At 48.1% G+C, this 24,825-nt stretch carries 30 protein-coding genes and 1 pseudogene; 21 read left to right on the top strand and 10 right to left on the bottom strand.

Translation table 11 applies throughout. The annotated features are described in order from the left end of the window. Nucleotides 1–43 precede the first annotated feature (43 nt). Complete coding sequence (locus tag AB3R30_RS23985; protein WP_458651738.1) at nt 44–556, bottom strand: hypothetical protein; 513 nt, start codon at nt 554–556, stop codon at nt 44–46. 496 nt (nt 557–1,052) lie between these two features. Between AB3R30_RS23985 and AB3R30_RS23980 the strand changes: the two genes are divergently transcribed. The 5 genes from AB3R30_RS23980 (at nt 1,053) to AB3R30_RS23960 (ending at nt 5,649) form a co-directional block, all read left to right on the top strand. Next, nucleotides 1,053–1,214, top strand: coding sequence for an IS1/IS1595 family N-terminal zinc-binding domain-containing protein (locus AB3R30_RS23980; RefSeq protein ID WP_458651737.1), 162 nt, complete (start codon nt 1,053–1,055; stop codon nt 1,212–1,214). Continuing rightward, a complete protein-coding gene (locus AB3R30_RS23975) occupies nt 1,153–4,632 on the top strand; it encodes an ATP-binding protein (RefSeq protein WP_458651736.1) in 3,480 nt (1,159 codons plus the stop codon). Before AB3R30_RS23980 ends, AB3R30_RS23975 begins: the two co-directional genes overlap by 62 nt. Before the next feature lie 220 nt (nt 4,633–4,852). Continuing rightward, complete coding sequence (locus tag AB3R30_RS23970) at nt 4,853–5,095, top strand: hypothetical protein (protein ID WP_458651735.1); 243 nt, start codon at nt 4,853–4,855, stop codon at nt 5,093–5,095. An 84-nt stretch (nt 5,096–5,179) separates the two neighbouring features. Beyond that, a complete protein-coding gene (locus AB3R30_RS23965) occupies nt 5,180–5,383 on the top strand; it encodes a hypothetical protein (protein WP_458651734.1) in 204 nt (67 codons plus the stop codon). Further along, the gene (locus AB3R30_RS23960) at nt 5,383–5,649 is read left to right on the top strand and encodes a precorrin-8X methylmutase (protein ID WP_458651733.1); all 267 of its coding nucleotides are present in this window, start codon (nt 5,383–5,385) and stop codon (nt 5,647–5,649) included. Before AB3R30_RS23965 ends, AB3R30_RS23960 begins: the two co-directional genes overlap by 1 nt. 114 nt (nt 5,650–5,763) lie before the next feature. Here the strand turns inward: AB3R30_RS23960 and AB3R30_RS23955 are convergent, their stop codons facing one another. Next, a complete protein-coding gene (locus AB3R30_RS23955; protein WP_458651732.1) occupies nt 5,764–6,795 on the bottom strand; it encodes a metal ABC transporter solute-binding protein, Zn/Mn family in 1,032 nt (343 codons plus the stop codon). 61 nt (nt 6,796–6,856) lie between these two features. On the opposite strand from AB3R30_RS23955, the gene AB3R30_RS23950 reads away from it, so the two are divergent. From AB3R30_RS23950 to AB3R30_RS23940, 3 genes are read left to right on the top strand one after another with little or no spacing between them, the layout of a single operon-like run. Next, nucleotides 6,857–7,603, top strand: a complete 747-nt coding sequence (locus AB3R30_RS23950) for a metal ABC transporter ATP-binding protein (RefSeq protein WP_458651731.1) — start codon at nt 6,857–6,859, stop codon at nt 7,601–7,603. A 14-nt stretch (nt 7,604–7,617) separates the two neighbouring features. Further along, nucleotides 7,618–8,469, top strand: coding sequence for a metal ABC transporter permease (locus AB3R30_RS23945; protein ID WP_458651730.1), 852 nt, complete (start codon nt 7,618–7,620; stop codon nt 8,467–8,469). A 26-nt stretch (nt 8,470–8,495) separates the two neighbouring features. After that, the gene (locus AB3R30_RS23940) at nt 8,496–8,672 is read left to right on the top strand and encodes a hypothetical protein (protein ID WP_458651729.1); all 177 of its coding nucleotides are present in this window, start codon (nt 8,496–8,498) and stop codon (nt 8,670–8,672) included. Here the strand turns inward: AB3R30_RS23940 and AB3R30_RS23935 are convergent. Next, a complete protein-coding gene (locus AB3R30_RS23935) occupies nt 8,639–9,466 on the bottom strand; it encodes an ABC transporter ATP-binding protein (RefSeq protein ID WP_458651728.1) in 828 nt (275 codons plus the stop codon). The genes AB3R30_RS23940 and AB3R30_RS23935 overlap by 34 nt on opposite strands. A gap of 397 nt (nt 9,467–9,863) precedes the next feature. Here AB3R30_RS23935 and AB3R30_RS23930 point away from each other — a divergent pair, with 397 nt between their 5' ends. The 4 genes from AB3R30_RS23930 (at nt 9,864) to AB3R30_RS23915 (ending at nt 16,750) form a co-directional block, all read left to right on the top strand. Continuing rightward, nucleotides 9,864–11,648, top strand: a complete 1,785-nt coding sequence (locus AB3R30_RS23930) for an ABC transporter ATP-binding protein (protein WP_458651727.1) — start codon at nt 9,864–9,866, stop codon at nt 11,646–11,648. A gap of 65 nt (nt 11,649–11,713) precedes the next feature. Beyond that, nucleotides 11,714–12,688 (top strand): helix-turn-helix transcriptional regulator, encoded by a 975-nt coding sequence (locus AB3R30_RS23925; RefSeq protein WP_458651726.1) that lies wholly within the window; start codon nt 11,714–11,716, stop codon nt 12,686–12,688. A gap of 521 nt (nt 12,689–13,209) precedes the next feature. After that, the gene (locus AB3R30_RS23920; protein WP_458651725.1) at nt 13,210–15,759 is read left to right on the top strand and encodes a TonB-dependent siderophore receptor; all 2,550 of its coding nucleotides are present in this window, start codon (nt 13,210–13,212) and stop codon (nt 15,757–15,759) included. Nucleotides 15,760–15,769: 10 nt separating this feature from the next. Further along, nucleotides 15,770–16,750 (top strand): ABC transporter substrate-binding protein, encoded by a 981-nt coding sequence (locus AB3R30_RS23915; protein ID WP_458651724.1) that lies wholly within the window; start codon nt 15,770–15,772, stop codon nt 16,748–16,750. 116 nt (nt 16,751–16,866) lie between these two features. Here the strand turns inward: AB3R30_RS23915 and AB3R30_RS23910 are convergent, their stop codons facing one another. The 4 genes from AB3R30_RS23910 to AB3R30_RS23895 all read right to left on the bottom strand — a co-directional run bounded on the left by AB3R30_RS23910 (nt 16,867) and on the right by AB3R30_RS23895 (nt 17,869). Then, the gene (locus tag AB3R30_RS23910) at nt 16,867–17,028 is read right to left on the bottom strand and encodes a DUF4351 domain-containing protein (RefSeq protein ID WP_458651723.1); all 162 of its coding nucleotides are present in this window, start codon (nt 17,026–17,028) and stop codon (nt 16,867–16,869) included. Then, on the bottom strand, nt 17,019–17,420 hold the full coding sequence (vapC, locus tag AB3R30_RS23905; protein ID WP_458651722.1) for a type II toxin-antitoxin system VapC family toxin: 402 nt from the start codon (nt 17,418–17,420) through the stop codon (nt 17,019–17,021). The genes AB3R30_RS23910 and vapC overlap by 10 nt, the downstream gene beginning before the upstream one ends. Then, nucleotides 17,417–17,617 carry a type II toxin-antitoxin system VapB family antitoxin gene (locus AB3R30_RS23900; RefSeq protein WP_458651721.1) on the bottom strand — a complete coding sequence of 67 codons (201 nt, stop codon included), beginning with the start codon at nt 17,615–17,617 and terminating at the stop codon, nt 17,417–17,419. The genes vapC and AB3R30_RS23900 overlap by 4 nt, the downstream gene beginning before the upstream one ends. Before the next feature lie 105 nt (nt 17,618–17,722). Next, complete coding sequence (locus tag AB3R30_RS23895) at nt 17,723–17,869, bottom strand: hypothetical protein (protein ID WP_458651720.1); 147 nt, start codon at nt 17,867–17,869, stop codon at nt 17,723–17,725. 72 nt (nt 17,870–17,941) lie between these two features. On the opposite strand from AB3R30_RS23895, the gene AB3R30_RS23890 reads away from it, so the two are divergent. Beyond that, on the top strand, nt 17,942–18,196 hold the full coding sequence (locus AB3R30_RS23890) for a DUF6972 family protein (RefSeq protein ID WP_458651719.1): 255 nt from the start codon (nt 17,942–17,944) through the stop codon (nt 18,194–18,196). Nucleotides 18,197–18,342: 146 nt separating this feature from the next. On the opposite strand, the gene AB3R30_RS23885 is transcribed toward AB3R30_RS23890, so the two are convergent. After that, the gene (locus tag AB3R30_RS23885; protein WP_458651718.1) at nt 18,343–18,681 is read right to left on the bottom strand and encodes a hypothetical protein; all 339 of its coding nucleotides are present in this window, start codon (nt 18,679–18,681) and stop codon (nt 18,343–18,345) included. A gap of 36 nt (nt 18,682–18,717) precedes the next feature. Here AB3R30_RS23885 and AB3R30_RS23880 point away from each other — a divergent pair, with 36 nt between their 5' ends. From AB3R30_RS23880 to AB3R30_RS23870, 3 genes are all read left to right on the top strand, one after another. Next, nucleotides 18,718–19,119, top strand: a complete 402-nt coding sequence (locus AB3R30_RS23880) for an AbrB/MazE/SpoVT family DNA-binding domain-containing protein (RefSeq protein WP_458651717.1) — start codon at nt 18,718–18,720, stop codon at nt 19,117–19,119. A 387-nt stretch (nt 19,120–19,506) separates the two neighbouring features. Further along, nucleotides 19,507–20,439 carry an FTR1 family iron permease gene (locus AB3R30_RS23875; protein ID WP_458651716.1) on the top strand — a complete coding sequence of 311 codons (933 nt, stop codon included), beginning with the start codon at nt 19,507–19,509 and terminating at the stop codon, nt 20,437–20,439. A 227-nt stretch (nt 20,440–20,666) separates the two neighbouring features. Continuing rightward, complete coding sequence (locus tag AB3R30_RS23870) at nt 20,667–20,906, top strand: DUF7219 family protein (protein WP_458651715.1); 240 nt, start codon at nt 20,667–20,669, stop codon at nt 20,904–20,906. A 70-nt stretch (nt 20,907–20,976) separates the two neighbouring features. Here AB3R30_RS23870 and msrB read toward each other — a convergent pair whose 3' ends face one another. Further along, a complete protein-coding gene (msrB, locus tag AB3R30_RS23865; RefSeq protein ID WP_458651714.1) occupies nt 20,977–21,387 on the bottom strand; it encodes a peptide-methionine (R)-S-oxide reductase MsrB in 411 nt (136 codons plus the stop codon). Nucleotides 21,388–21,639: 252 nt separating this feature from the next. On the opposite strand from msrB, the gene AB3R30_RS23860 reads away from it, so the two are divergent. From AB3R30_RS23860 to AB3R30_RS23845, 4 genes are all read left to right on the top strand, one after another. Next, a complete protein-coding gene (locus tag AB3R30_RS23860) occupies nt 21,640–22,020 on the top strand; it encodes an allophanate hydrolase-related protein (RefSeq protein WP_458651713.1) in 381 nt (126 codons plus the stop codon). A gap of 145 nt (nt 22,021–22,165) precedes the next feature. Then, complete coding sequence (locus tag AB3R30_RS23855) at nt 22,166–23,134, top strand: nucleoside hydrolase (RefSeq protein WP_458651712.1); 969 nt, start codon at nt 22,166–22,168, stop codon at nt 23,132–23,134. 42 nt (nt 23,135–23,176) lie between these two features. Beyond that, nucleotides 23,177–23,323, top strand: a complete 147-nt coding sequence (locus tag AB3R30_RS23850) for a transposase (protein ID WP_458651711.1) — start codon at nt 23,177–23,179, stop codon at nt 23,321–23,323. 231 nt (nt 23,324–23,554) lie between these two features. After that, the gene (locus AB3R30_RS23845; protein ID WP_458651710.1) at nt 23,555–23,962 is read left to right on the top strand and encodes a transposase; all 408 of its coding nucleotides are present in this window, start codon (nt 23,555–23,557) and stop codon (nt 23,960–23,962) included. A 96-nt stretch (nt 23,963–24,058) separates the two neighbouring features. Here the strand turns inward: AB3R30_RS23845 and AB3R30_RS23840 are convergent, their stop codons facing one another. Further along, entirely contained in the window at nt 24,059–24,217 is a 159-nt protein-coding gene (locus AB3R30_RS23840) for a hypothetical protein (protein WP_458651709.1), read from the bottom strand. Between the two features lie 51 nt (nt 24,218–24,268). On the opposite strand from AB3R30_RS23840, the pseudogene AB3R30_RS23835 reads away from it, so the two are divergent. Beyond that, nucleotides 24,269–24,825, top strand: a pseudogene (locus AB3R30_RS23835) (ISNCY family transposase); the annotation flags it as partial.

Genomic DNA, 24,825 nt, shown 5'->3' with positions numbered 1-24,825 from the left:
GCATGATTGGTTCAGAGGTAGCTGCCGCTCTATTCTCTCCCATCTATCCACCAAAATAAAGTTGACAGCCTACTAGCAATAATGCACCTGCTCCCAAAAACAGCAAGTGATGTCCTAGGATTAGCCCAAGCTTGGCATGATCGTTCCAGTCAAAGTGAAACTTGCGGGCTTGACCAGAGGCATCTTTGAGATTTTCGGGCGCTCTAAATGTGTGAAATAGCGCTCCGGCACCTAAAACGGCTGACGAAATCAGATGAACAACGCCAACCACAAAGAATGGGTAAGTATCGATCGCCTTGCCGCCATCACCCACACCCAAGCCCAATGTTGCCAGATGAGGCAATAGAATTAGCCCTTGTTCCCCCATGGGACGAGCGGCATCAAACTGAGAAATTTCAAACAGGGTAAATGAGCCTGCCCAAAACGTAATCAACGCGGCTTGGGCAACATGGGCAGCAATAAATAAGCCTGACAAATCTGCAAAGCGGGCATTACCAGCCCACCAATCATACTTAACGTCAGGGTCGCCATAGGTCTGCATGGCATTGTTTTGCATTGGTTTTTTCCTCGTTTATGACGATGGATCACGATCGCCAGCCGTGGCTCAAAAGAGTTGCTACCAGCGATCGCAAGGATGAACATTGAAAATGCAGAAATTCTAATCAGAATCAAAAAAGCGAGGTTTTAGTGAGTTTGTTCTCAATAAACCTTGAAAAGCAGTTTACCAGATTAATGAGATTTAATCTCATTAATTTTGCATGAGTTAATTGATTTCAGTCACTAAGCATCACTATTTAAATCGCTACTGTAAACCGCTAACAAATTTGATGGGGTTGAGTTTGATCTAATTATCTATCTACTCAAAGCGAATTTTTTAGAGTCTCGATCCGTTCAATATATTAAGAATTTATTTCAAAAGTGAAAGTGTGCCATCAATGACCTATTAACAGGATACCTAGGGAAAATCAAGATTTTGTTATATTCCAACTCTGGAGAAGGGTAAATCTTAATCTGGCATTGCATCATGGAGGGATGAACCAGGGTCAGTTTTGATGCAATGTCCAGAATGTCAATCCCCTCACGTCCGTAAGAACGGTAAGAGAAGGGGTAAGCAAAATTACATCTGTGTCAGTTGTCGTTGTCAATTCATTGATGCGTACAACTCGCCTCAAGGATACAGTGACGACATCAAGCAGCAAGGTTTACGGATGTAGGTCAGATGCAGCCAGTCAGCGCTTTTTGAACATCATTTTGCAATCGGCTCTACGGGCAGGGGCAATGGTGGATGACTTGCTGGAGTTTTCCAAGATGGGACGGGCAGAACTGCGCTGGACAACGGTGCAAATGAACATCCTGGTGCAACAAGTGCAGCAACAGTTGCAACCAGAGATGGTGGGACGATCGCTGCGGTGGCAAATTGCACCTCTGCCAGAGGTGCAGGGTGATCCGGCAATGCTGCGGCTGGTTTGGCAAAATTTACTTTCCAAAGCGATTAAATACACCCGCGATCGCTCTGAAGCAGTTATTACCATTGGGAGTAGTAATCACGCACAGGAAACAGTATTCTTTGTGCAAGACAATGGCGCAGGGTTTGATATGAAATACCGCGATCGCCTATTCAACATTTTCCAACGGTTTCCAACGGTTGCATTCCCAAGAGCAATTTGCCGGAACGGGGATGGGATTGGCAAACGTGCGGCGGATTATTCATCGGCATGGCGGACGCACCTGAGCAGAGGGCGCGATCGATCAGGACGCAACCATCTATTTTTCATTACCAAACCAGGGAGGATAGGAATGAGGCTACGGTTTCTCTTGCTAGAAGACAATCCACTGGATGCCGAAATGATTGGAGTGACGCTGCTGGATGGCGGTGTTGACTGTGAACTGTGCCGGGTAGACACTCGCTCTAGCTTCATTAGCGCCCTGGAAACCAACGAGTTTGATCTAATTTTGGCAGACTATGCCCTGCCTGCTTTTGATGGTGCCTCAGCGTTGGAAATTGCCCGTAACCTACGTCCCGATATTCCCTTCATTTTCGTCTCTGCCAGCATGGGAGAAGAATTAGCGATCGAAGCGTTGAAACGGGGAGCCACCGATTATGTGTTGAAACAACGGCTGGGGCGATTGGTGTTTTCTGTGCAACGGGCATTGCGAGAGGCTCAAGAACGCCGCGATCGCCAACAGGCAGAAGCCGCCTTACAGCAAAGCGAAACCCGCCTCCGCAAAGTCGCCGCCAACTTGCCGAACGGAGCAGCGTTCATTGTGGATCATGAGTTGCGCTATCTGTTAGCCGAGGGTGAAGCCTTAAGGAATGCAGGCTTCACCTCTGAGGATCTGGTGGGTAAAACGCTTTGGGAAGCCATTGATCCCGATCTGGCAACCCAATACGAGTCTTACTACCGTCAAGCGCTGGCGGGGGAACACTATAGCCTGGAGCATCGCAGTCACGATCGCGACTACATCACCCACGGTACGCCCCTCTACAACGACCAGGGAAACGTAGAAGCAGCCCTATCGGTTTCTTATGACATCAGCGATCGCAAGCGCATCGAAGAATCCCTGCGTGAAAGTGAGTCTCGCCTCAAGTTGATGATTGAAAGCGCTCGCGAGTATGCCATCTTCACCCTGGATCTGGAGGGTCGGATTACAAGCTGGAATTCCGGTGCCCAAGGATTAGTAGGATATACGGAAGCCGAAATTTTAGGACAAAGTGGTCAGATTATTTTCACCCCCGAAGATAACGCCCAGGGCAAAGCTGAGCGAGAGATGCACCTCGCCCAAACCGAAGGACAAGCAGAAAATAGACGCTGGCATGTTCGCAAAAATGGTAGTCGTTTTTGGGGCACGAGTTTTGTCATGCCTCTGCGGAATGGAGACAACATGCTGCATGGTTACATCAAAATTATGCGAGACGAAACGAGTCAGCGACAAGCCGAGGAACGCTTCCAGACCCTCTATGACACCACCAGCGACCTCCTCGCCACAGAGCAACCGTTGACGCTGATGCACAACCTGTTCCGCAATCTCTCAACTCAGCTAGAACTCGACTACTACTTTAACTACATGGTGGAGGAAAGAGACGATTTTGCAAAGCAAACGCTACGCGATCGCTCGACGCTGCATCTCAAGAACTATCAAGGGCTGGAAGCAGACGAAGCACAGGCGATCGAGTGGCTAGAGTTCGGGCAAAGTCTGTGTGGTTTAGTGGCACAGGAGCAGCAGCAAATTGTGCTGGATCACGACCAGATTGCCCTCCATCCCCAGGCACAACTCTATCGATCGCTGAGAGTGACCGCTTACGCCGGACAACCTTTGATTGTGCAGGGGCGACTCCTCGGAACGCTCTGCTTTGCCAGCCGCACTCGCACCCACTTCACCCCAGACGAAGCCAGCCTACTGCAATCTGTTTGTGATCAAATGGCGATCGCCCTAGAGCGCACCCACCTCCTCAACTCGATTCAGCAACAGGCAGACCAACTCCAACGGGCAAACCAGATCAAAGATGAGTTTTTGGCGGTGCTGTCCCATGAGTTGCGATCGCCATTGAACCCGATTTTGGGTTGGTCAAAGCTATTACAGCAAGGCAACCTCGACTCGACAAAAACAAAAATTGCCCTTGCCACCATCGATCGCAACGCTCAAATCCAGGTGCAGTTAATTGACGATCTGCTCGATGTCTCCCGCATCTTGCGGGGTAAGCTTAGCCTCAACACCCTGCCTGTCGATCTCAGTGCAGTGATCTCAGCCGCTTTGGAAACCGTTTATCTTGCTGCTGAAGCCAAATCGCTACAAATTCAAGTCGCAATTTCACCAGACGTTGGCGCGGTGCTAGGGGATGCCGGACGATTGCAACAAGTAGTCTGGAATCTTCTATCCAATGCTGTGAAATTTACACAGTCTGGAGGACAAGTCACCATCGCGCTCACTCAAACTGCAACCGATGCTCAAATTGCCGTCAGCGATACGGGTAAAGGAATTAAACCCGAATTTTTGCCCTATGTCTTTGAGCATTTCCGTCAGGAAGATGGCGCAACGACTCGTAAATTTGGTGGCTTAGGGTTGGGCTTGGCGATCGCTCGTCAAATCGTGGAAATGCACGGCGGTCAGATTTTTGTAGACAGCCCTGGAGACGGGCAAGGGACTACATTCACTGTCCAACTCCCCCTAGCGTCTCATCCCAACGAATTGCCCTCTGCAAAAGCATCCTCACCTGCCATGAGCGACTTGAACGGCATCCGTATTCTAGTGGTGGATGACGAAACAGATTCACGAGAGGTTGTGACGTTTGTGTTAGAGCAAGCAGGCGCGATCGTCACCAGCATCTCATCTGGAATTGAAGCATTGCAGGCGTTTGAAGAATCTATTGAGAAATCTATTCCCGATTTGATTGTGAGTGATATTGGAATGCCGGAGATGGATGGCTATATGCTGCTCCAACACATTCGAGCGATTGAGCAAGGAACGTACATTCCAGCGATCGCCCTGACTGCCTATGCTGGAGAATACGAGCAAAAACGGGCGATCGCCGCTGGATTTCAGCAGCATATTTCAAAACCCGTTGATCCAGAAACCCTAGTGAGCGCGCTTCGTACCTGGTGCAGTAGTTTATCTAACTCAGGAAAGAGATAAACACTCGCTTGGGAGAGCCGCGATGACTCAAACATGAGCCGTGAGTTAGAGAACTCTCCCACGCTAAGCCTTGATATCACTGTTAATGTCAAGCATTGACGCGATCAGACTGCGATAGGATAAAGACTGTTCACTACCCACGAGCCACTTCTCATGCTAGTCAACTCTCCTGACTACCTCATCTCTTGGGAAAAGCTGCCAGATGATTTTCGGTTGCCCAATGACCCAGTGGATACCATTAACCAGCCCTATATTCCAACTATATACCGTGCCGCGCTCAGAAGTGGTGCGTAGCTATACCCCCCAACTTCAAGGCGACATTCCAACCCTAGTGCTGGAATTTTTATCCAACACAGACGGCAGCGAATACTCCGTCAAGGAAACTTACCCGCCCGGAAAATTCTTCTACTATGAGCAGATTCTGCAAGTCCCCAACTATGGCATTTTTGAGCCAGCAGATTGAATTCTAGAGTTCTACCGCCTCACAGACGAAAAGCGGTATCACTTGGAATCTACGAATCAGCAGAATCGTTTCTGGATACCCGAAATGCAGCTTTTTTTGGGAGTCTGGCAGGGTATGCGGGAAAACCGGGATGGTTACTGGCTGCGCTGGTGGGATGAGCAGGGAAACTTACTCCTGTGGGGCACAGAACAAGTTGAGCAAGAACGCCAACGAACCGAGCAGGAACGCCAACGAACCGAGCGGCTAGTCGCTCAACTACGTACCGCTGGAATTGAGCCAGATTTATAATGATGCCTCCTCTCACCATCAAAGAACTAACGAATGCGGTTGGCAGCGATATCACATTCCGCAGGGTGCGGCACTATCACCCATTGGGATTGATGCCGCAGCCAGAAGGTATTTTTCAACCCGCGCTTGTGATGGGAATGCCGATCGGCTTTAGTCACGCCCCGGCTGCAAAGCGTCAGTTGATGCAGTCTGGCATTGTTGCTGAATCTAGATATGAAATTCGTAGGGGCAAACACAAGGGATTGCCCTTATCCCAGCAAGGGTAGGCACAAGGCGCTACCCCTACCAATGAAAATCATGTCTGCATTCAGCAATGCCCAATGCGCTAGTGGAAGCGTTAATCGAGAAGCCAGATTGCCACTGTTACTTAGGGAAGTAAACTACTTTGGCTGAAAGGCAGCATATTGACCGCCCAACCCTTGAACGATCGCCCGTGTATTCGCAATCAGCATTTTCGGGTAAGTCTCACCCTCACTGCCTGCTTCCCCTAGACCATCAGCAAACAATTCTCGATCTGACAGTTTCACATTCGCCTCTTTTGCGACCGTTTCAATCAGCTTAGGATTGGCAGACACTTCCGCAAAAATGGTCGGTACGCGATCGGCTTTAATCGCCTCCGTCAATTCTTTCACCCGTGAAGCAGTGGGCTTTTCATCAGTGCTGATGCCCTGCAATGCTCCTTCAACCGGAATGCCATAAGCCGCAGAGTAATATCCCAGAGCATCGTGGGTGGTCACCAGTTTGCGCGAAGCGGCTGGAATGGTAGCGATCTGAGACTGAATCCAGCCATCCACCTGAGTCAGTTCTGCGGTCAAAGCTCCAGCATTTTTGGCATAGAGATCCGCATTTGCCGGGGCAGCTTTCGTCAGATTGACTTGAATCACCTTCACCATTTGAATCCCATTCTGGGCATCGTGCCAAATATGCGGGTCAGGTTCTTCTGCTTCTGCTTGCTTTTCGCCCTCAGTATGTTCTACACCATGTTCATGCTCATGCTCACCGATCAGAGGCTTGGGAACCGCCACCTCACCGACTGCAACTTTGGTTGCGGGATTTGAGGAGGCTTTGATCAGCTTGATCAAGCTGGGTTCAAAGTCGTAACCAGAGTACAGCACAAGCTGGGCATCTTCGATCGCTTTGCGATCGCTAGGAGTCGGCTCATAAACGTGGGGGTCAGTACCCGCTTTGACTAGGCACGTCAGGTCGATCGTCTCGGCAGCAATAGTTTTGGTTAAATCACATAAAACACTGTTGGTGGCAATCACTTTCAGATTGGTACGGGTCGCAGCGGTATTGGTAGGAGCGGCTGGGCTGGTTTGGCTGGTGGGCGTAGATGGGGCACAGGCACTGAGGATGCCGACAGTCAGAGCAAGCAGCGAACTTCCCCAGGTTTGATGGCGCTGAATAGGCATGTTTAATCTCTGAATCCCTTTGATAGGTCTATAATGATAACCGTTCTCATTCCAGGTTTTCATGTTAGAGGTTCAGCAGCTTGCTGTCAATTATCGAGGTGTGTGCGGACTGGAGTCGGTGAGTTTTCAGGTCAGTCCAGGTCAACTGGTCGGCATCATTGGGCCCAATGGAGCAGGCAAAAGCACACTGCTCAAAGCGTTGCTAGGCTTGGTGCCTACGGCGGGTGGTGTGGTTCACTATTGCACCTGTCCGCTGCACCAGCAGTTAGAGCGGGTGGCATATATCCCACAGCGATCGCACATTGATTGGGATTACCCGATCACGGTCTGGAACGTGGTGATGATGGCGCGGACTCGTCAGTTAGGCTGGTTCCGCAGTCCGGGTCGGGCAGCCAAGGAAATCGTGAAAGCGGCATTGGCACGGGTGGAGATGCTCAATCTGCGCGATCGCCGCATTGGTCAACTCTCTGGCGGACAGCAGCAGCGGGTGTTTCTGGCTCGTGCCTTGGCGCAACAAGCCGATTTATTCTTGTTTGATGAACCCTTTACAGGGGTGGATAAAAACACCGAAGCCATTATGCTAGAAGTGTTTGAGGAGTTGCGATCGCAGGGTAAAATTCTCCTCCTCAGCACTCATGAATGGGGGCAGTCGCTCAATCAACTCGATCGCTTGCTGTTACTCAATCAATGCCTGATTGCTGATGGTTCACCGCAACAGGTGATGACTCCCGAAAATCTGCGTCAAGCTTACGGCACCCATTTGGGAAATTCACTCCATCAAGACTTGGAGACAACGTTCTTTTGTTGAATTCTCATCCACCCATGCTCAATTTCCTCCTAGATCCCCTCAATTACGAATTCATGCGAAACGCGATCGCCATTGGCGTGTTAGTTGGCATTCTATGTCCCGTAGTCGGCAGCTACTTGATTGTGCAGCGCATGGCGTTGTTAGGGGATGTCATCGCCCACTGCGTTCTACCAGGGTTATCCATCTCTTTCTTCTTCGGGATTGATATTCTCATCGGTGCCTTTGGCTCTGGCATTTTGGGCGCTTTCCTGATTGCCTGGATTCGCTCACAGACCCGAGTCAAGGTCGATGCAGCGATGGCGCTGACCTTTTCGACTTTTTTTGCCCTGGGGGTCACACTGATTACTGTGCTGGAGAACAAGCTCGATCTCGATAGTTTTCTGTTTGGCGATATTTTGGGCGTAACACCCCACGACATTCAGCGAACCTTTATCATTGCTGCTTTGATTCTGCTAATGGTCAAACTGTTTTACAAGGAATTATTGTTCTATACCTTTGACAAAACGGGCGCTCAGGCGATCGGCTTACCAATTAACACGCTTTACTTTGGTTTTATGGCAGCCATCACGTTGACTATCATTGCCAGTATGCAGGCGGTGGGCGTGATTTTGGTGATCTCTCTACTGGTTGGTCCAGCATTGACTGCCTATTTGCTGGTCAAAGAACTACATCAGATGATGATTGTGGGAAGCATTTTAGGCGCGATCGCCAGTATTTCCGGGGTCTACCTTAGCTACTATCAGAATTTACCGTCAGGTCCGGCGATCGTGTTGGTGTCCTCCAGCTTGTTTTTGTTGGCATTGCTGTTCAGCCCGTCCCAAGGAATTTTGACGCGACCACTCGGACAGAACCATCCTCCTGTTTAAGCCACTGATTTAACTTCTTAGACGCAATGACTGAGTGTTCCATGCCGGGTGGCGATCGCTACACGTTAGATTTGCTGTTGCAGGAAGTGCAAGAGGTCTATCAACTGGGGAATAGGGCAATCGCTCTTTTTCCGCTGATTCCCTACGATCAAGAGGATAGGGGAGTTCTCTACTCTATACGCCCTTTTATTAGATTGGTATGAGTGCGTTTTTGTTTAAGAGGAATACACATTGGCGTACCTGTAATGGGGTCAGGATAAATGCGACATTCCAAGTCGAAAACCTCTCTAACTAACTCTTCCGTTATCAGCGATCGCGGTTCGCCAGCAGCAAACACCTTGCCTGACTTCATCGCGATCAAATAATCTGCATATCGACAAGCATGATTTAAGTCATGCAATACCATCACTACAGTTCGCCCTTGATTCTGATTCAAGCTGTAGAGTAAGTCTAGGATTTCAATTTGATGGGCTAGATCGAGAAAAGTGGTTGGCTCATCCAGTAATGATAGGTCTGTATCTTGGGCAAGGGTCATCGCAATCCAGGCGCGTTGGCGTTGTCCACCAGACAGCGTATCCAGGGGGCGATCGCTCATTTCCACCAAGCCAGTAATTTCTAATGCTTGTTGCACCTGTTGTTCATCTTGAGTTGACCATTGCTGCATCCAGTTTTGATAGGGATACCGCCCTTGGACAACTAAATCTTTCACCGTTAACCCTTCGGGAGCGATCGGGCTTTGCGGGAGCATTCCCAACTGTTGAGCCACAGCTTTTGTCGGTTGAGAAAAGATAGATTTACCATCCAGATAGACAGCGCCATTGGTGGGTTTGAGTAATCGTGCCAAGCCCTTGAGTAGGGTTGATTTGCCACATCCATTTGCACCGACTAGCGCTGTCATTTGTCCTGGTGGAATGGATAGGGATAGATTGCGGACGATCGCCGTCTGTTCGTAGGAAAGGGTTAAGTTTTGAGTAGTAAGAGCAGATAGCCTAGACATAAGAAAGTTTATCAATAAAAAGACCAAGCTCTTATCTTAATCAGATTCTTCCTGCTTATGAAGTAGTTGGGTGAAGTAGTTGGGCGAAATGGGAATCAAATTGGCTAATCAACGTTGAGCGATCGCCATACTCCAACATGCGACCTTGCTCCAGAATCAAAATTTGATCAGATTTCGCTAAAGTGTGCAAGCGATGGGCAATGATACTTCTAATACGAATCTCGAAAAATACTTGTTAAGGGAATAAAGGGCGACTAGGGGGATGGGAAAAGATCATTTAAACTCTGATCCTGTCCGTTTAGGGATCTTTTGCCGTTTTTGGGATAGACAGGGCACCGTTCACTTCTCTACACTAGGGCGGTTATTGCCTAAATCCTAACGTTTCTCTTTTTCCATCGTGCATCCTTTTCTCCGATTATTACAGTACGCTAAAAACTATCGATCGCAAGTTTGGTTTGCGGTCATTTGCACCATTCTCAACAAACTCTGTGATCTGGCTCCATCATTTCTGATTGGGGTTGCGGTTGATGTAGTGGTGGAGCGAGAAGATTCATTGCTTGCTCGATTTGGAGTCACAGATAGCGTGACACAGCTTGGGGTATTGTCCTTTTTAACTTTGTTGATTTGGGGATTGGAGTCGCTGTTTGAGTTTTTATACGATCGCCAGTGGCGCAACCTAGCTCAAACCCTGCAACATGAACTCCGAATTGAGGCATACAGCCACTTACAAGAATTGGAGTTGAGCTATTTTGAAGACCGCAGCACGGGATTATTGCTGTCGATTTTGAACGACGATATCAATCAGTTGGAGCATTTTCTCAACTCTGGAGCAGCGGAAATTCTGCAATTTCTGACTACAGTATTTGCAGTGGGAGGGGCATTTATGGTGTTAGCTCCCCAGGTGGCATTAATTTCTATACTGCCCATTCCGATTATCTTTTGGGGTGCCTGGATCTTTCAAAATCGGTTGGCTCCCCGGTATGCCGATGTGCGCGAAAAGAGCGGTTTGATTAGCAGTCGGTTAACCAATAATCTAACGGGCATTGCCACGATCAAAAGCTTTACGGCAGAAGCTTACGAGCGCGATCGCGTGTTGATGGAAAGTGAAGCCTATCGCCGCAGTAATGCTAGAGCGATCGCACTATCTGCTGCCTTCTTTCCGGTGATTCGATTTGCGATCGTGGCTGGATTTATTGCCACCTTGTTTTTTGGTGGAGTTGCCGTACTCAACAATCAACTTTCAGTAGGAATTTACGGCTTTCTCGTGTTCATTGTGCAAATGTTGCTGTGGCCCTTTGCAAGCTTGAGCCAAATTATGGATGAATATCTCCGGGCAATGGCTTCCGTTAATCGAGTGATGGGCTTACTCGACACGCCGATCACTATTCCCACGGGCGATCGCGCTCTATCTCTAGATGCAGTACGAGGTGAAGTGGAACTGGATGCGATCACTTTTGCCTATGGCATTGGCACATCCTCTCTGCAAGAGAATCGTCCACCTGTATTGACTCATTTATCACTGCATATTCCAGCGGGAAAGACAATCGGCATTGTCGGTGCAACTGGGTCTGGAAAAAGTACGTTAGTGAAACTTTTACTTCGCTTTTATGAAATCCAAGAGGGATGTATATCGATTGATGGGATTGATATTCGCACGTTGAATTTGTATGATCTGCGGCGTTGTATTGGTTGGGTCAGTCAGGATGTATTTCTATTTCATGGAACTGTTGCTGAAAATATTGCCTATGGCAGCTTTAATGCGAGTCTAGATCAAGTCATTCATGCCGCTAAGTTATCTGAAGCCCATGAATTTATTGAGCAATTGCCCCAGAAATACGACACGATCGTGGGTGAACGAGGACAAAAGTTATCGGGAGGACAACGCCAACGACTGGCGATCGCCCGCGCCATTCTTAAAGATCCACCGATTTTGATCCTAGATGAAGCCACGTCTGCGGTCGATAACGAAACAGAGGCAGCCATCCAAAAATCGCTTCAGGTGATTACGCAAAATCGCACGACGATTGCGATCGCCCATCGTCTTTCTACCATTCGTAATGCGGACTGTATCTATGTGATGGATCAAGGACAGTTAGTGGAATCGGGAACCCATGAGGAACTATTAACGAGCAAGGGACTGTATGACAATCTCTGGCGTGTGCAGTCGGGAGTAAAGACGTAAGCCTAGAATTGCGATAAGATTACTGCAAACTTATCGCAATTAATTGTCTTTTCTAGTGCTGTATCATGACGCTGACCTTCACTCAGTCTGACTGGAATGATTTATGGGAATCGACAACTTCAGCCACTTATGGGTTCGATGATTTTGAAACCCTGAGTTCCTTGCCATCCCGCTTGGGAAACGGCTGTAGTCGTGCGATCGATTTAGCACCAGGACTGTTTTTGAGCCTCACCGATTGGCAGTGTGAGCGGGATTGGGTGGTGCAGGTGGCTGCCCATGATCATCCGATTCAGCTTGGGGTGTTTCTGTCGGGTGTGCTGGATGCGAAGGGTGCCCATCCTACATTAGGCAACGGACGGGCGTACTTTTCCGGGAGTGGCATCTCGCCCAGTTATGCGGAGCATTGGTATGGTGGGCAGCGAATGCTGGTTGTGAATGTGGAACTGGAGCCGGAGCGGTTGGATCAGTGGCTGGGAGAAGAACAGGTTCAGTCCATTACCCGATCGCTGTTGTGTAAAGGGCAGGACTGGAAAGCGTCGTTTTATCCTAAACAAACCAACGCGATGCGATCGCTAGCTCTGCAAATCTGGAATCCACCCTATCAAGGCGCGGCACGGCGGATGTATCTGCAAGCGAAGGTGTGGGAATTGTTGGCGATGCAGATTGATTTACTCACGGCAGACCAGGCAGGGAACTTATCTACACCCAAACTCAAACCTGATACGATCGCTCGGTTGCATTATGCGCGAGAAATCTTGACCCAAAATCTAGAACATTCGCCGTTACTTTCAGAAGTGGCGCGACAGGTAGGGGTGAGTGAGCGCACCCTGCGGCGAGGCTTCCAGGTATTGTTTGGGTTGACACCGCTGGAATACCTGACCCGTCAACGGCTGCACCGAGCACAAGAGTTGCTCCAGACGGGGGAATGTACCGTGACAGAAGTGGCTCGCACAGTGGGATATGCCCATTTAGGACACTTTGCCGATACATTTAAGCGCCAGTTTGGCATAACTCCGGGTGCCTGTGTCGGCAGGAATTGAGGGTAGGGGTGAAGGCGGGAGGGGGGCGAGTAGCCTCATTTTACCGGAAGTACCACTTCATTGTTTTGCCAGAAGTACCTAATCAACGATCTGCAAACATTTTAGAATTCCTGGCAGCAGCACGAAACCAACATGCTGGCAAAACTGTTGATGATATAGCCGTCGCCATGTGCAACGTGGCAGACTTCGGCGTGAGCGCTCAGTCGAATAAGGCGAGTTGGAACGCCTCCCAGAATCGGCTTTTGGGCAATTCGACTAGTCCTAGGTGTTCTGACACCGATTTAAACAGGAGACGTGGCAGATGCTTGATGAAAAGTCTGACTGCATCAGGCTTCCACAATCCAAAACCGCAAATCTAAAATCCAAAATGGTATGACCAAAGCTACAAATAGCCGTTTTGGGATCAGAAAAAGCCGTTTTGGGCATAGATACGGAATCATGACTGCTCTACACTGCTGATTATTGCAATTAAGAAAGGTTTGCAATAGAGCTTTTTGATTTGATGTGTGTGAGGCAGCGGTATGAGCGGTAGACAGTGGGCATTGGTGCAGTTGGGCTTGTGGGTGTCGGTTGGTGGGGCGATCGTTGGTGTGGTAACGGATGGGAAAGCGGAGGAACGATCCCCCCTGCCTGCGGCATCCTCCCTTACTAAGGGGGGAATGAGGGGGGTGGATCGGGTGCGTGACTTGAAGAAACCTGCCACCACGGTCAAAGACTGGATCGCTCAGATGGAAGCGGCTCAGGTGCAAGTGACGGGGGTGAAACTGGAACGCACCGAAACCGGACTCGATATCGTGTTGGAGACGGCGGAGGGGAAACCGCTGACGATCGATGCCAGCAAGTTCCGCGCTGAGGGAAATAGCCTGATTGCCGAGATTCCCAATGCGACGCTGGCGTTGCCCCAGGAACAGACGTTTGTAGCAGACAACCCAACGGCGGATATTGCGACGGTGCAGGTAGAACAGCGATCGGGTAACATTCGGGTGAGTGTGGCGGGAAATAATGCGCTACCCAAAACCGAGGTGACGCTGAAAGCAGGAGGGTTGGCATATAGCCTCAACCCGGAGGGGGAAGAACCGGATGAGGAAATTGTGGTGACAGGGGCAGGACAACAGGGCTATCGGGCGAACACTTCTAGCACCATATTAAGAACGAATGCAGCACTCCGGGATACGCCTCAGTCGATTCAAGTGATTCCTCAACAGGTGTTACGAGATCAGCGGGCTGATGTGGTCACTGCGTTGCGGAATGCCCCCAGTGTCCGCAATGCTGCTCCTGCTAACTTCAATGCCCCCAGAATTCTAGTCAGAGGCTTTTTCAGTTCGACCTCTCTCGATGGCTTTGTCAATCGCGTCTTTAATGGCGTTGGTGCGAACATTGGACCAGACCTCACGGGAATTGACCGCATTGAGGTGATTCAAGGTCCGAATGCGGTTCTGTTTGGTTCTCTATCACCTGGAGGCACGGTGAATTATGTCACCAAACAACCGCTACGCGATCCTTATTATTTTGTTGAAGCCACCTTTGGAAGTTACAGTTTCTACCGAGGTGAGCTAGACCTATCGGGTCCTCTCGATCCAGAAAAGAAGGTATTGTATCGCCTGAATACCTCCTATCGCAGTCAAAGCTCATTTCTAGAGGGCAATAATTTACGAAACCTGGTCATTGCTCCTGCGATCAGTGCCACTTTAGGGGAAAATACGACCCTCAGCATTGAAAGTGTTTATAAAAATCTAAGCAATGATAGATCTCCAACAGGTTTGCCTGCGGTGGGAACGGTTTTGCCTAATCCCAATGGTCAAATTCCCCGTAATCGCAATATTAATGAAGGCTTTGAAGATAACACTCAGTTCAGAATTACGGCTTCGCTGAATCATCGTTTTAGTGAGGAATGGTCATTCAATGCTAAATTTCGCTATGACGGTCTAGATACAAACATTTTATTTGTCGGACCGGGAGCTTTGGGAGCAGACAATCGCACCTTGCCTAGAAGTACTACTGACATTGTTGAGCAATATCGCGAATATCGATCGCAAACGAATGTTGTTGGTAAATTCTCAACGGGTTCTGTCAAGCATGAGTTGTTGTTTGGCTTGGATTTGGGCAGGAATACCTATGATCCAAGGAATACAGGTAGGTTGGGTGTGCCAGCCATTGACATTTTTAATCCGATCTATGGGCGACCGCTCGGCACTCGCGGTCTTACGACTACAACAAACATTACGACTGATGAGCTAGGTATTCTCTTGCAAGATCAACTTATCCTGGCAGATAATCTCAGGCTGCTCCTGACAGGACGCTTTGATGCCTTTACTCAAACAGGAGATTTTGGTAGCTCCTCTCCCGTTCAATCGGGCGATGCTTTTAGCCCGCGTGTGGGGATTGTCTACCAACCGATTCCACCGATCTCGCTCTATGCTAATTTTGCTCAATCCTTTGAGCCAACGATTGGTTTATCTGCCACCAATACTCCTTTTCAGCCTAGCAGAGGCACTCAGTACGAAATTGGTGTAAAGGCAGATATAAGTCCACGATTGACGACAACCCTTGCTTTTTATGACATCACACGAACAAATGGCTTGACTCCCGATCCGGTTAATCCAAATTTCTCAGTTCAGACCGGGGAGCAAAATAGTCAAGGAGCTGAGCTAAATATTGCAGGCGAAATTTTACCAGGATGGAATATCTTTGCGGGCTATGCCTATAATGATTCTCGCGTCACTCAAAGCAATAATCCTGCTGAAGTGGGCAAACGCTTTCAACGGACGACTCCTCACACGGCTAGCTTGTGGACAACCTATGAAATTCAACGGGGAAATTTGCAAGGTTTAGGGGTTGGATTGGGACTGTTTTATGTGGGAGATCGTCCCATTGATAACGCCAACTCCTTTGATTTACCCAGTTATCTAACAACTGATTTAGCAGTTTTTTACAAGCAAGAGCGGTTTAGGGCTGCGCTTAACATCAGAAATCTCTTTGATGTGAACTACTTTGATGGGGCTTTCAGTCGTAATCGCGTCTCCTATGGTGAGCCTTTCACAGTACAAGGCACAATTTCATGGCAGTTTTAGGTCGGTGTTCATGAGTAAGCTACTGAATCATCTCATTCGTCGTGTGTTGCTGGGAGTTATGGTTTGCCTGTTAACTGTTGCTTGTCATTCAAGCCACATCGATAGATCCAGAAACCTGTTTCAGCCAGCCAGTGATTGTCGCATTGTTCAGCACAGTATGGGAGAAACATGTGTCGCTAAAAATCCTCAGCGTGTCGTGGCTCTGAATCCTGCCGCGCTGGGTGATGCGATTGCTCTTGGTGTTGAGCCTATAGCCAGTGTGTATGACTACGCCGATCGATTTCCTAGCTATTTGCAAGATCAGGTAGAAGGAATAACTTCACTAGGAGTAGGATCAAGTCCCAGCATAGAGAAATTGACCCTACTAAAGCCTGATGTGATGGTGGGCTGGCAACATCATCATCGAGCGATTTATCCTCAACTTTCGACGCTTGCTCCCACGATTTTTTATGACTGGATTGGTGGCAATGTGAGTGATGACAATTGGAAGCAATATTTTAATTTCATTGCCAAAACGCTCAATCGTGAGCAAGAAGCAGAACAAGTTTGGCAACATTATGATCAACGAGTGGCAGAGCTAAAAGCTAAACTGGGAGATACCTACAAAGATAAAACCATCTCATTTATCTTCTTTTGTTGCGGTGGCATCCTCAGCGAAAGGTCATTTGCAGGATCAGTTCTAAATGATGTAGGTCTGAAAAGACCAGCATCACAAAGCGATCCTTCGGGTTCAACAGCAGGATTTACGTTTTCAGAGGAGCGATTAGATTTAGTCGATGGAGATGTCATGTTTGTAGCTGTATATGGGGGGAGAGAAACCGGGGAGAGAGACTTAAAACGTTTGCAGAAAAGCCCACTTTGGTCAAAGCTATCAGTGGTACAGAGAAATCGAGTTTATTACATTGATCCTGATATTTGGCGAGCCAGAACCCCGATCGCGGCTGAACTGATCCTGGATGACCTCGAAAAATACCTCGTCAACACACCCTAATCCCATGCTCAAACACATCCTCTCTTCGTCTGCTAATCCTGCCACTGAAAGGTGAGGGAGTAGATGAGTAGATGAGTGGATGGGTGATAAGGGGAGTAGGAGATTCGCGATCGCGTTTATGGGCGATCGTTTTCAGTCATCGAGTGTGCCTCTAGCCAAGCTTCCAAATCAGCCAGTGTAGTGAAATTGAGTAACGCTTCGCTGAGGTCTTCTAGGATGGGTAAGGGTAGAGACAAAAGGCGCGATCGCGTTGCCAATGATGCAAAAATTACTGCCATAAAGTAATTGGAAGATATTCACCAGACAGCAAAAAGTCACCATCTGTCGTCAAAATGTCGTAACCACGACGGTGAGCAACTGCACAGATCAAAAAGTCTGTGTTGCTTCCCTGAATCCCATTGCGACGGCAAGTATTGTAAAACTCAGCAGCTAATTCATCATCTGCGATCGCCAATTCAAGGTTAGGAAATGCTCGTAAATACTCTCTCAAACGAACAAATTGTTCGACCTCTCGAATTCCTGACAGCACTTCTTGTCGAATCACTCCCAACAGAGCAACTCTGTCATCGGCAATCAACTCACGCAGCCTCAAAATTTGGGGTGACTCCTCCAGGATTCGATTTCGCCGCAGAGCCAACGACCAGACAGAAGTATCAACAACAACCTTCATGCTTGCCGCCGTTGTTGCTTATAGTCATAGTCTGGATCGTAGTCGATCGTGCCAAAAAGTTCCAAAACTTTCAATTGTTTACGCCGCTGAATATATTCCTGCAAAGCTGCTTCAATCACTATCTTCTCTGTTTGATGTTCGCCCAAAGTCAACGCTTCTTGGATCAACATCGGATCAATCTCAATATTAGTTTTCATCGGTCTGCCCGCATTTGGGTTGATATTTCAGCATTATAGCGATACCTTCGGCAAGCTTCGCGATTCACACCACAATCCTCTCAACTCGCCTTTTGAAACCCTATTTTAGACAGATTTTGAGCGGCTCAACTCGCGTTCTTCCTCGTAATAGCGATCGCCGATCTTGCCGATCTTGTAGTGCGATCGCGCGCCGATCTTGTAGTGCGATCGCGGTTTAGAACCAGGGAGCGATCGCTGTGCTACTTTGAGCAAATGAGTAGAATTGATCGTCCCTTAATACTTGATGTGCGGCATATTGCCAAGCATCTTCCTGATACCCCATAAATGCAAAAACTACTTCAACGCGAGGGAAGCGTTCATGTTTTCAACGATCAAGCCACACTCGCAAGGGTTGCAGAAGCGATTGTTCAAAATGGAGAGTTCACAGGCACAATTCGCGGACATGACCGCTACGGACTCTATTTCGACGAAGCGATCGGTTACAGGCTCGATGTAGATGGGGACAGAACTCCCCTTTATTATGGAGAAATGAAGGTACAAGGAGACAAGTATCATGCTTATCCCCCGCACTCGACCTAGCCGATAATTGGACATTCACAGAGCTTTGGATCGACCCAACTGCTGCACCCCCCTATGTTCTGATCTTGCTATGCGACGATCAACAAAACTGCTGCATTTACGATCCTGCCCAAAACTACCAGGTTGTGTTTAAAGGTTTTTCCTACTCAGAAGCAAGGCTTTGGTTGCTCGAAGATGAGTATGAACGAGTCGAAGGACAGCTTAGAGCCGAAAAAGTTGTATAGCGGTACGACCCGGAAAAGGGCGATCTCTACCAATCTTGCCACTCCAAGCCCGTTGACACAGCCTCTGCAATGCAGAATCGCCCCACCCAACTCATTGTCTTCTCCCAGCAAACCCCTTGGTTGACTTATTGGGCGATCGATCTGTTGCTGAAGTTGCTGCACTGCCTCAACAGAAAGCTTCGTTGCGCGGCTGATGAGGGCGATCGAAAAGCCTTCTCTTAGGGGATGAGGGGAGTGGGAGATTCGCGATTGATACTGCAATATAATTGGGCTAAGAGCAACTCAGGACAGTTGCCAATGACTCGCGCAACCATCACCCAGCAAGGGCAAATTATCATCCCTCAAGAGATTCAGAACTACCTTAAACTCTCTGAAGGTAGCCAGGTAGAGTTCATCATTGATGCAAATGGGGATATAAAAATGGGCGTTGCTGAATCGAGATATGAAATTCGTAGGGGCAATCCCTTGTGGTTGCCCTTCATCTCCGTCAGGGTAGGCACAAGACCTACCCCTACAGTCAAAAATCATGCTTCTATTCAGCAACGCCTAAAAATGATTCCACTGACGATTCCTGTAGAAAGACTATCTGGAATTTTACATCGATCTAAAATGGCAGTCGCAACCCTCGAAGACATGGAAGCCGCGATCGTCCAGGGTGCCCGTTCGATGAATGTAGAGAAAACCCATGATTGGACTTGATACCAATGTTTTAAAATGTTTTAATCCGCTATCTAACTACAAAACAACCTAACAAATTTAAAATCGAAGCCGACCTCAATTATCAAGCCTCAGAAGCACAGCATCTAGAGCGGTTGCATCAAGCGCCTACCCAGCCATGATCACTCTTCGCCTATCACCCCTTTATACTCAATAGTTCCAGGTCAACCTCTAACCCGTTGCAACTGCTAACACCACATTCAAATCACGGGTTGCTCTTGGACACCAAAAGTGGATGAGGCAACCCCGCCCGTAATGTAATATTGAATTCAGGTCATTTCATTGCTAGTAAAGGCAGCAAGAGGTTAATCAAACGCGTTTACTCTACAAAACCTACAATCAAAAGTATGTTCTGTTTGAGTGAAACTGATGATTGATCTAACGCCTGCCCTACCGACCTTTGTAATCACCTTACGAGAGGGAGTAGAAGCGGCGCTGGTGGTGGGCATTGTGTTGGCGTATTTGGCAAAAGCTGGACAAACTCGCCTCAAGGCTTGGGTCTATGGCGGCGTGGGTGTGGGTTTGCTTGCCAGTGGAGTCGTAGGATGTGTATTTCTCCTGGGACTCAATGCAGTTGGTTCAACCAATCAAGGGTATGCGCCAATACTAAAACCGCTGCTGGAAGGAGCTTTTAGCATAGTGGCGATCGCGATGCTGAGTTGGATGTTGATTTGGATGACTCAGCAATCTCGTCTACTCAAAAAACAAATTGAAGGAACCGTTAGCTCAGCCTTGGCAGATTCAACCGCCGACTGGGGAATTTTTTGGCTGATCTTCTTTGCCGTGCTGCGAGAAGGGTTTGAAACCGTTCTGTTTATTGCAGCGAAATTTCAGCAGGGCGTGATTCCAATTGTTGGTGCGATCGCCGGAATTGTTGTGGCTGTGGGAATTGGCGTATTGCTGTTTCAGTTCGGCGTGAAAATCAATCTGCGGCTGTTTTTTCAGGCAATGGGTATTTTTCTCTTACTCATTGTGGCGGGATTGGTTCTTTCTGCCCTAGCACACATCGATATAGGATTAGCGCGATTAGCAGAAATTCATCCTAGTACCTCACTTTGTTTCAAGTTTTCAGCGAGTCAAAGTTCTTGCATTTTGGGACCGCTGCTGTGGGATACCAGCCAATGGCTACCAGAGCGGCAGTTTCCAGGAATTTTGCTACACACGCTACTAGGCTATGAAGATCAAATTTATTTAGTGCAAGCGATCGCCTACAGCCTATTTCTAGTCAGTATAGGGAATATTTACTTACAGAGTATTAGCGGATGGGGCAGCAAGGTCACGAAGCCGCAGACTTCTACATAATGTTGTGAAGCATCTTCCTGAAGAGAGTTTTATGAATGGCGATCGCATCAGTACGATGGTTCAACCAACTTAGATTAAGTAAAGGTTAAAGAATTGCCCTAAATTATTAAGAAAAGGGGCTTCAGGTTAAGGAAAGATTAAACTGTATAGGTTCATAATCTTAGAGATTCAACTCTATAGACCTAATTTTCGGCTCCGACATGGAGTATTTTAAGGAGGCGTATCCAATGCAAGCTACCGAATTTCTGTTTCCCCGCTCTCGCTATCGTGGGCAATTCACGCCCAAAAATTTGATGTTTAATGCAAACTTGCAGGAATTTTCTCAACGGGTTAGCTACATTTGCAGCCTTGAAACCAATGGCAAAATGGAGCCAGATGAGGCTTACCAAAAAATTGCAGCGTTGTGGAGTCATCTCTCCAACAGCAAAGCGAATCTTGGCATTGATACGTCTCCTCCAGAAGAGTAGATAGCTAGATAGTTAATCAAAAAAGCTGAGAGGTAAAATACTTCTCAGCTTTTTTAGTGAAATATGAAATTTAAGCTTGTTTAGGCACAAACTGCAAAGACACGCCATTCATGCAATAGCGTAGCCCTGTGGGTGCAGGTCCATCGTTAAAAACATGCCCTAAATGCCCACCACATCGGCTGCAATGAACTTCTGTACGGGTCATAAACAAAGTGCGATCGACAGTGGTTGCGATCGCGTCATCCAAGGGCGCAAAGAAACTGGGCCACCCTGTTCCACTGTTGAATTTTGTCTCTCCAGTAAACAAGGGTAGACCGCACGCTGCACAGGCATAAGTCCCCGACTCATACACTTTGTCAAGCGGACTGGTGCCTGCTCGTTCAGTACCATGCTTCCGCAATACCTGAAATTGTTCGGGGGTCAGCGTGCTGCGCCATTCGTCTTCCGTTTTCGTAACTTCAAAGTCTGTTTTTTGTGCCATTGCTGTGAGAAGTGAATAGAGTGGGCATAACAGGAATCGGTCAAGGCTTTGCTAAAAACGTCCTGACTGGAGATTTATGGCAAGCAAAAATCAATCTGTTTGTTCTTTCATTGTAAAGAATGTAACGGGCTGTATTCAATTTTGCAGACTTTTTTGCAGTGCAGGTCGCCGATGCCCATACAATAACTGCCAGCACATCCAGAAATTTCAAGCAGCATGGCTCATCTCGATTCAGATTCTCTAGAGACAAAAATGGTTTTCATTTGTGGATCGGCTCTCCGAGGGCAGCCCGATCATGCAGGAATGCAATCTTCTACCTTTATTTGTGAAACTAAAACTCAACCGATCTATCGAATGCATTCAGCCGAGAATGGATGGCATCCAGCACTTTATTTAGTGGCGGAAAATGGAGCGGCAATTTTGGGCGAGGTTTATGAAATGACGCTCGCTGATTTTGAGCATCTGTGTGCTAGTGAACCGCCCCATATGGCTCCCGCAGAGGTGCTATTGGAGCAAGAAAAAACTGCGATCGCATTCTTCTATCCTCAAGAACTGGTTGAAAAATATAACTGGCTGGATATTTCCGATTATGGTAGTTGGGCAGCCTACAAAGCTGCGATTGCTCCATCTTAGGTGCGGTTCAAATCGAAATTTATTAGGGCAGTTTAGTTGTATTAAATCTCATACAGCACTACGAGGAAAGGTCAAGACAACTATTCCTTATTTCTCAAGGTTGTGTCCTAACCTATATTCATCCGTTGCTATAGATTGCATTCCCTTGGAAAGACTCGTTCCCAAAATAATTTTAGATACCGATCCGGGCGGCGATGATATTTTTGCATTGCTGTGGCTGCTGAGTTTAGTGAAGCAGGGGTTCGCTGAATTGGTTGCTGTGACCACAGCGGCAGGCAATGTTTCTGCTGAAAATACGTTTGCGGCTGCCAGTAAAATTTTGAAGTTGGGCGGATTGGATTATGTTCCAGTGGGGCGAGCGATCGCGGTGCCCCATGCCACAACAGATGCAGCCCATATTCACGGTAGCGACGGCATGGGCAACTTGTCTCATACTTTGCCAGCAGGGGATCGCCCGTTTGAGACAGCGCCCTATTCCGATCAAGTGTTGATCGATGCCTTGATCGCGGCTCCAGGAGAAATCAGCATCTTGGCGATCGCGCCTTTTACCAACCTAGCAACGGCGGAAACTCGACACCCCGGCATTTTGCAACAGGCAAAAGAAATTGTACTGATGGGGGGTGCCTTTGGCTGTGCAGGTAATAGTACGGCTCAGGCTGAATTTAATGTTGCTTATCATCCAGAAGCCGCTCAAGTTGTGCTGAATAGCCGCACTGATATTGTGATGGTGCCGTTGGATGTGACGCGATCGCTGATTTTTACCGAAGCGATGGCACACACGATTAGGCAAGCAAATCCCAATAGTGCGATCTCTCAGTTCATCACCGTTTTGAGTGATTTTATGATTTCTACTGCCCTAGCCTATCGAGAAACGCAAGGGGTTCGCGGATTTTTAATTCACGATGCCGCAACAGTGGGCTATCTCTTTTACCCTGAAACCTTCCGCTGGCAACGGGCAACTGTGCAAATTGAAACCCAGGGTATTTGGACTCGTGGACAGACCATAATAGACAATCGACATAGCGCAAAAGCTGCCGCCAATGCCTGGATTGCAACTCAAGTGGATGCGCCCAACTTTTTCGCTAGTCTGATTGAAGATTTAAAGCGCCTATAGAGCCTATTTTGGATCTTGGATGAGGAGGTAGAATTGAAGTAAATGGAATATTCAAGTAGCTTAACCGACGCAGAATGGGAGATCATCCAGCCATTGCTGCCTCAAAAGAAGCAACCCAGACCGCCCGTTTGGACAAAGCGACAAATTTTAGATGGCATCCTATATCAACTCAAGAATGGGTGTAACTAGGGCGACCTACCCAAAGACCTGCCTCCCTACTCCACGGTATTCTGGCACTACAAGCAGTGGCGCTCAGACGGAGTGCTAGAACAAATTAGGGATGCTTTGCACGCTCAAGTGCGCGAACAGGTCAAAAAAAAACACAATGGACAATGCTGCTACTGATCGACTCGCAAGCGGTAAAGAACACCTGTAATGCCAGTGTGGAATCGAAAGGATTTTGCTTCTACCAAGCCACTAATGGCATCAAAAGACATTTGGCAGTCGATGCTAGGATTTCCGTTCTTTGTCCACTGTACCCAAGCGAATGTGTCGGATGACCAAGGCTTGATTGAGATGGTGACCCATAACATCGATTATTTCAAGGAGCGACCCGAACTCACAACCGCGCTAGAGCAGATGTATCCTCAAATTATGAGCAAAATTCAGTTTGAGTTGGCTCCCAAACCAATCAAGGCTCAAAAGCAGGAGCAAGGAAAAACCGGATTTGTGGTCGTCGCCACTCGATGGGTCGTTGAACACTCAAACGCTTGGATGGAACGCTGCAAAAGCTTGGTCAAAAACTTTGAGCGAACTCTGGACAATGCGACAGCAAAGGCAAATCTTTGCTTTATCCGACTTATGCTCAAACGATTAGCGGTTAATTAGATATCAAACGGGTTCTATAGGGGTGGTTAACCATGTTTGCCGAATCGTTTCATGCGAGACACTCTCGACATACTCTAATTCCACCATCCGTTCAGATCACAAGCGCAGACTCCAGCGGGCGTGTCCTGCGGGTGCCTCACTACAGGTGATTGCAATCAGATGGGCTTCTTGCTCTCCATCAAGGCGGCGCGGTTTGCGCTGTTGCTGCATTGCCCGACTCAAAGCACCAGCAATTCCAAATTCAGATTTTGACATGTGGCTCAATTAGGCTAGAGGATAAAGAAGCACCTGAGTAGGAGCGTCTTCATGGAACCAATGCCTTTAAGTTTTGGTGTTTTGATGAGCTATCTACAGCAAGCCATCAACCGGATTGAAGATCCACGACAAGCCAGTAATGGAACCCGCTACAGCCTAAGCGATGCAATCCTGGCAGCGTTTCGTGTGTTTTTCATGCAGTGCGAGTCATTTCTGGAGCACCAACGTCAGAGGCAAAGTCGGTGTGGCAAAGATAACGCTCAAACGCTGTTCGGGTTAGGACGAATTCCAACCACGCCCCAAATTCGCAATATCTTGGATCAACTCGCTGCAACGTTAGTATTTGGAGTGTTTGAGCGGGTGTATCAAGCGTTGAGGCACCAGGGATACTTGCAACCCTACCTATGTTTGGAAGGGCATTTGTTAGTCACCTTAGACGGGACGCAATACTTCAGTTCACAGAAGATTGGGTGCCAGCAGTATTCGACTCGTACCCATAAAAATGGTCGTGTTACCCACAATCACAGCGCGATTCTGCCCGTGATTGTGGCTCCGGGTCAATCTCAGGTGATTGCATTGGCACCCGAATTCATCAGCCCTCAAGATGG

The sequence above is a fragment of the Sivoneniella epilithica UHCC 1019 genome, from assembly GCF_040830845.1.
GTDB lineage: Bacteria > Cyanobacteriota > Cyanobacteriia > Leptolyngbyales > Leptolyngbyaceae > ULC077BIN1.
The sequence above is the reverse complement of the archived record's forward strand: the minus strand, read 5'-3'. Positions and strand labels throughout refer to the sequence as shown.

Coding starts and splice junctions, on each gene's coding strand:
- AB3R30_RS23985 (WP_458651738.1), bottom strand. CDS start 556: ATGCAAAACAATGCCATGCAGACCTATGGCGACCCTGACGTTAAGTAT.
- AB3R30_RS23980 (WP_458651737.1), top strand. CDS start 1,053: ATGCAATGTCCAGAATGTCAATCCCCTCACGTCCGTAAGAACGGTAAG.
- AB3R30_RS23975 (WP_458651736.1), top strand. CDS start 1,153: ATGCGTACAACTCGCCTCAAGGATACAGTGACGACATCAAGCAGCAAG.
- AB3R30_RS23970 (WP_458651735.1), top strand. CDS start 4,853: ATGACCCAGTGGATACCATTAACCAGCCCTATATTCCAACTATATACC.
- AB3R30_RS23965 (WP_458651734.1), top strand. CDS start 5,180: ATGCAGCTTTTTTTGGGAGTCTGGCAGGGTATGCGGGAAAACCGGGAT.
- AB3R30_RS23960 (WP_458651733.1), top strand. CDS start 5,383: ATGATGCCTCCTCTCACCATCAAAGAACTAACGAATGCGGTTGGCAGC.
- AB3R30_RS23955 (WP_458651732.1), bottom strand. CDS start 6,795: ATGCCTATTCAGCGCCATCAAACCTGGGGAAGTTCGCTGCTTGCTCTG.
- AB3R30_RS23950 (WP_458651731.1), top strand. CDS start 6,857: ATGTTAGAGGTTCAGCAGCTTGCTGTCAATTATCGAGGTGTGTGCGGA.
- AB3R30_RS23945 (WP_458651730.1), top strand. CDS start 7,618: ATGCTCAATTTCCTCCTAGATCCCCTCAATTACGAATTCATGCGAAAC.
- AB3R30_RS23940 (WP_458651729.1), top strand. CDS start 8,496: ATGACTGAGTGTTCCATGCCGGGTGGCGATCGCTACACGTTAGATTTG.
- AB3R30_RS23935 (WP_458651728.1), bottom strand. CDS start 9,466: ATGTCTAGGCTATCTGCTCTTACTACTCAAAACTTAACCCTTTCCTAC.
- AB3R30_RS23925 (WP_458651726.1), top strand. CDS start 11,714: ATGACGCTGACCTTCACTCAGTCTGACTGGAATGATTTATGGGAATCG.
- AB3R30_RS23920 (WP_458651725.1), top strand. CDS start 13,210: ATGAGCGGTAGACAGTGGGCATTGGTGCAGTTGGGCTTGTGGGTGTCG.
- AB3R30_RS23915 (WP_458651724.1), top strand. CDS start 15,770: ATGAGTAAGCTACTGAATCATCTCATTCGTCGTGTGTTGCTGGGAGTT.
- AB3R30_RS23910 (WP_458651723.1), bottom strand. CDS start 17,028: ATGGCAGTAATTTTTGCATCATTGGCAACGCGATCGCGCCTTTTGTCT.
- vapC (WP_458651722.1), bottom strand. CDS start 17,420: ATGAAGGTTGTTGTTGATACTTCTGTCTGGTCGTTGGCTCTGCGGCGA.
- AB3R30_RS23900 (WP_458651721.1), bottom strand. CDS start 17,617: ATGAAAACTAATATTGAGATTGATCCGATGTTGATCCAAGAAGCGTTG.
- AB3R30_RS23890 (WP_458651719.1), top strand. CDS start 17,942: ATGCAAAAACTACTTCAACGCGAGGGAAGCGTTCATGTTTTCAACGAT.
- AB3R30_RS23880 (WP_458651717.1), top strand. CDS start 18,718: ATGACTCGCGCAACCATCACCCAGCAAGGGCAAATTATCATCCCTCAA.
- AB3R30_RS23875 (WP_458651716.1), top strand. CDS start 19,507: ATGATTGATCTAACGCCTGCCCTACCGACCTTTGTAATCACCTTACGA.
- AB3R30_RS23870 (WP_458651715.1), top strand. CDS start 20,667: ATGCAAGCTACCGAATTTCTGTTTCCCCGCTCTCGCTATCGTGGGCAA.
- msrB (WP_458651714.1), bottom strand. CDS start 21,387: ATGGCACAAAAAACAGACTTTGAAGTTACGAAAACGGAAGACGAATGG.
- AB3R30_RS23860 (WP_458651713.1), top strand. CDS start 21,640: ATGGTTTTCATTTGTGGATCGGCTCTCCGAGGGCAGCCCGATCATGCA.
- AB3R30_RS23850 (WP_458651711.1), top strand. CDS start 23,177: ATGGAATATTCAAGTAGCTTAACCGACGCAGAATGGGAGATCATCCAG.
- AB3R30_RS23845 (WP_458651710.1), top strand. CDS start 23,555: ATGGCATCAAAAGACATTTGGCAGTCGATGCTAGGATTTCCGTTCTTT.
- AB3R30_RS23840 (WP_458651709.1), bottom strand. CDS start 24,217: ATGTCAAAATCTGAATTTGGAATTGCTGGTGCTTTGAGTCGGGCAATG.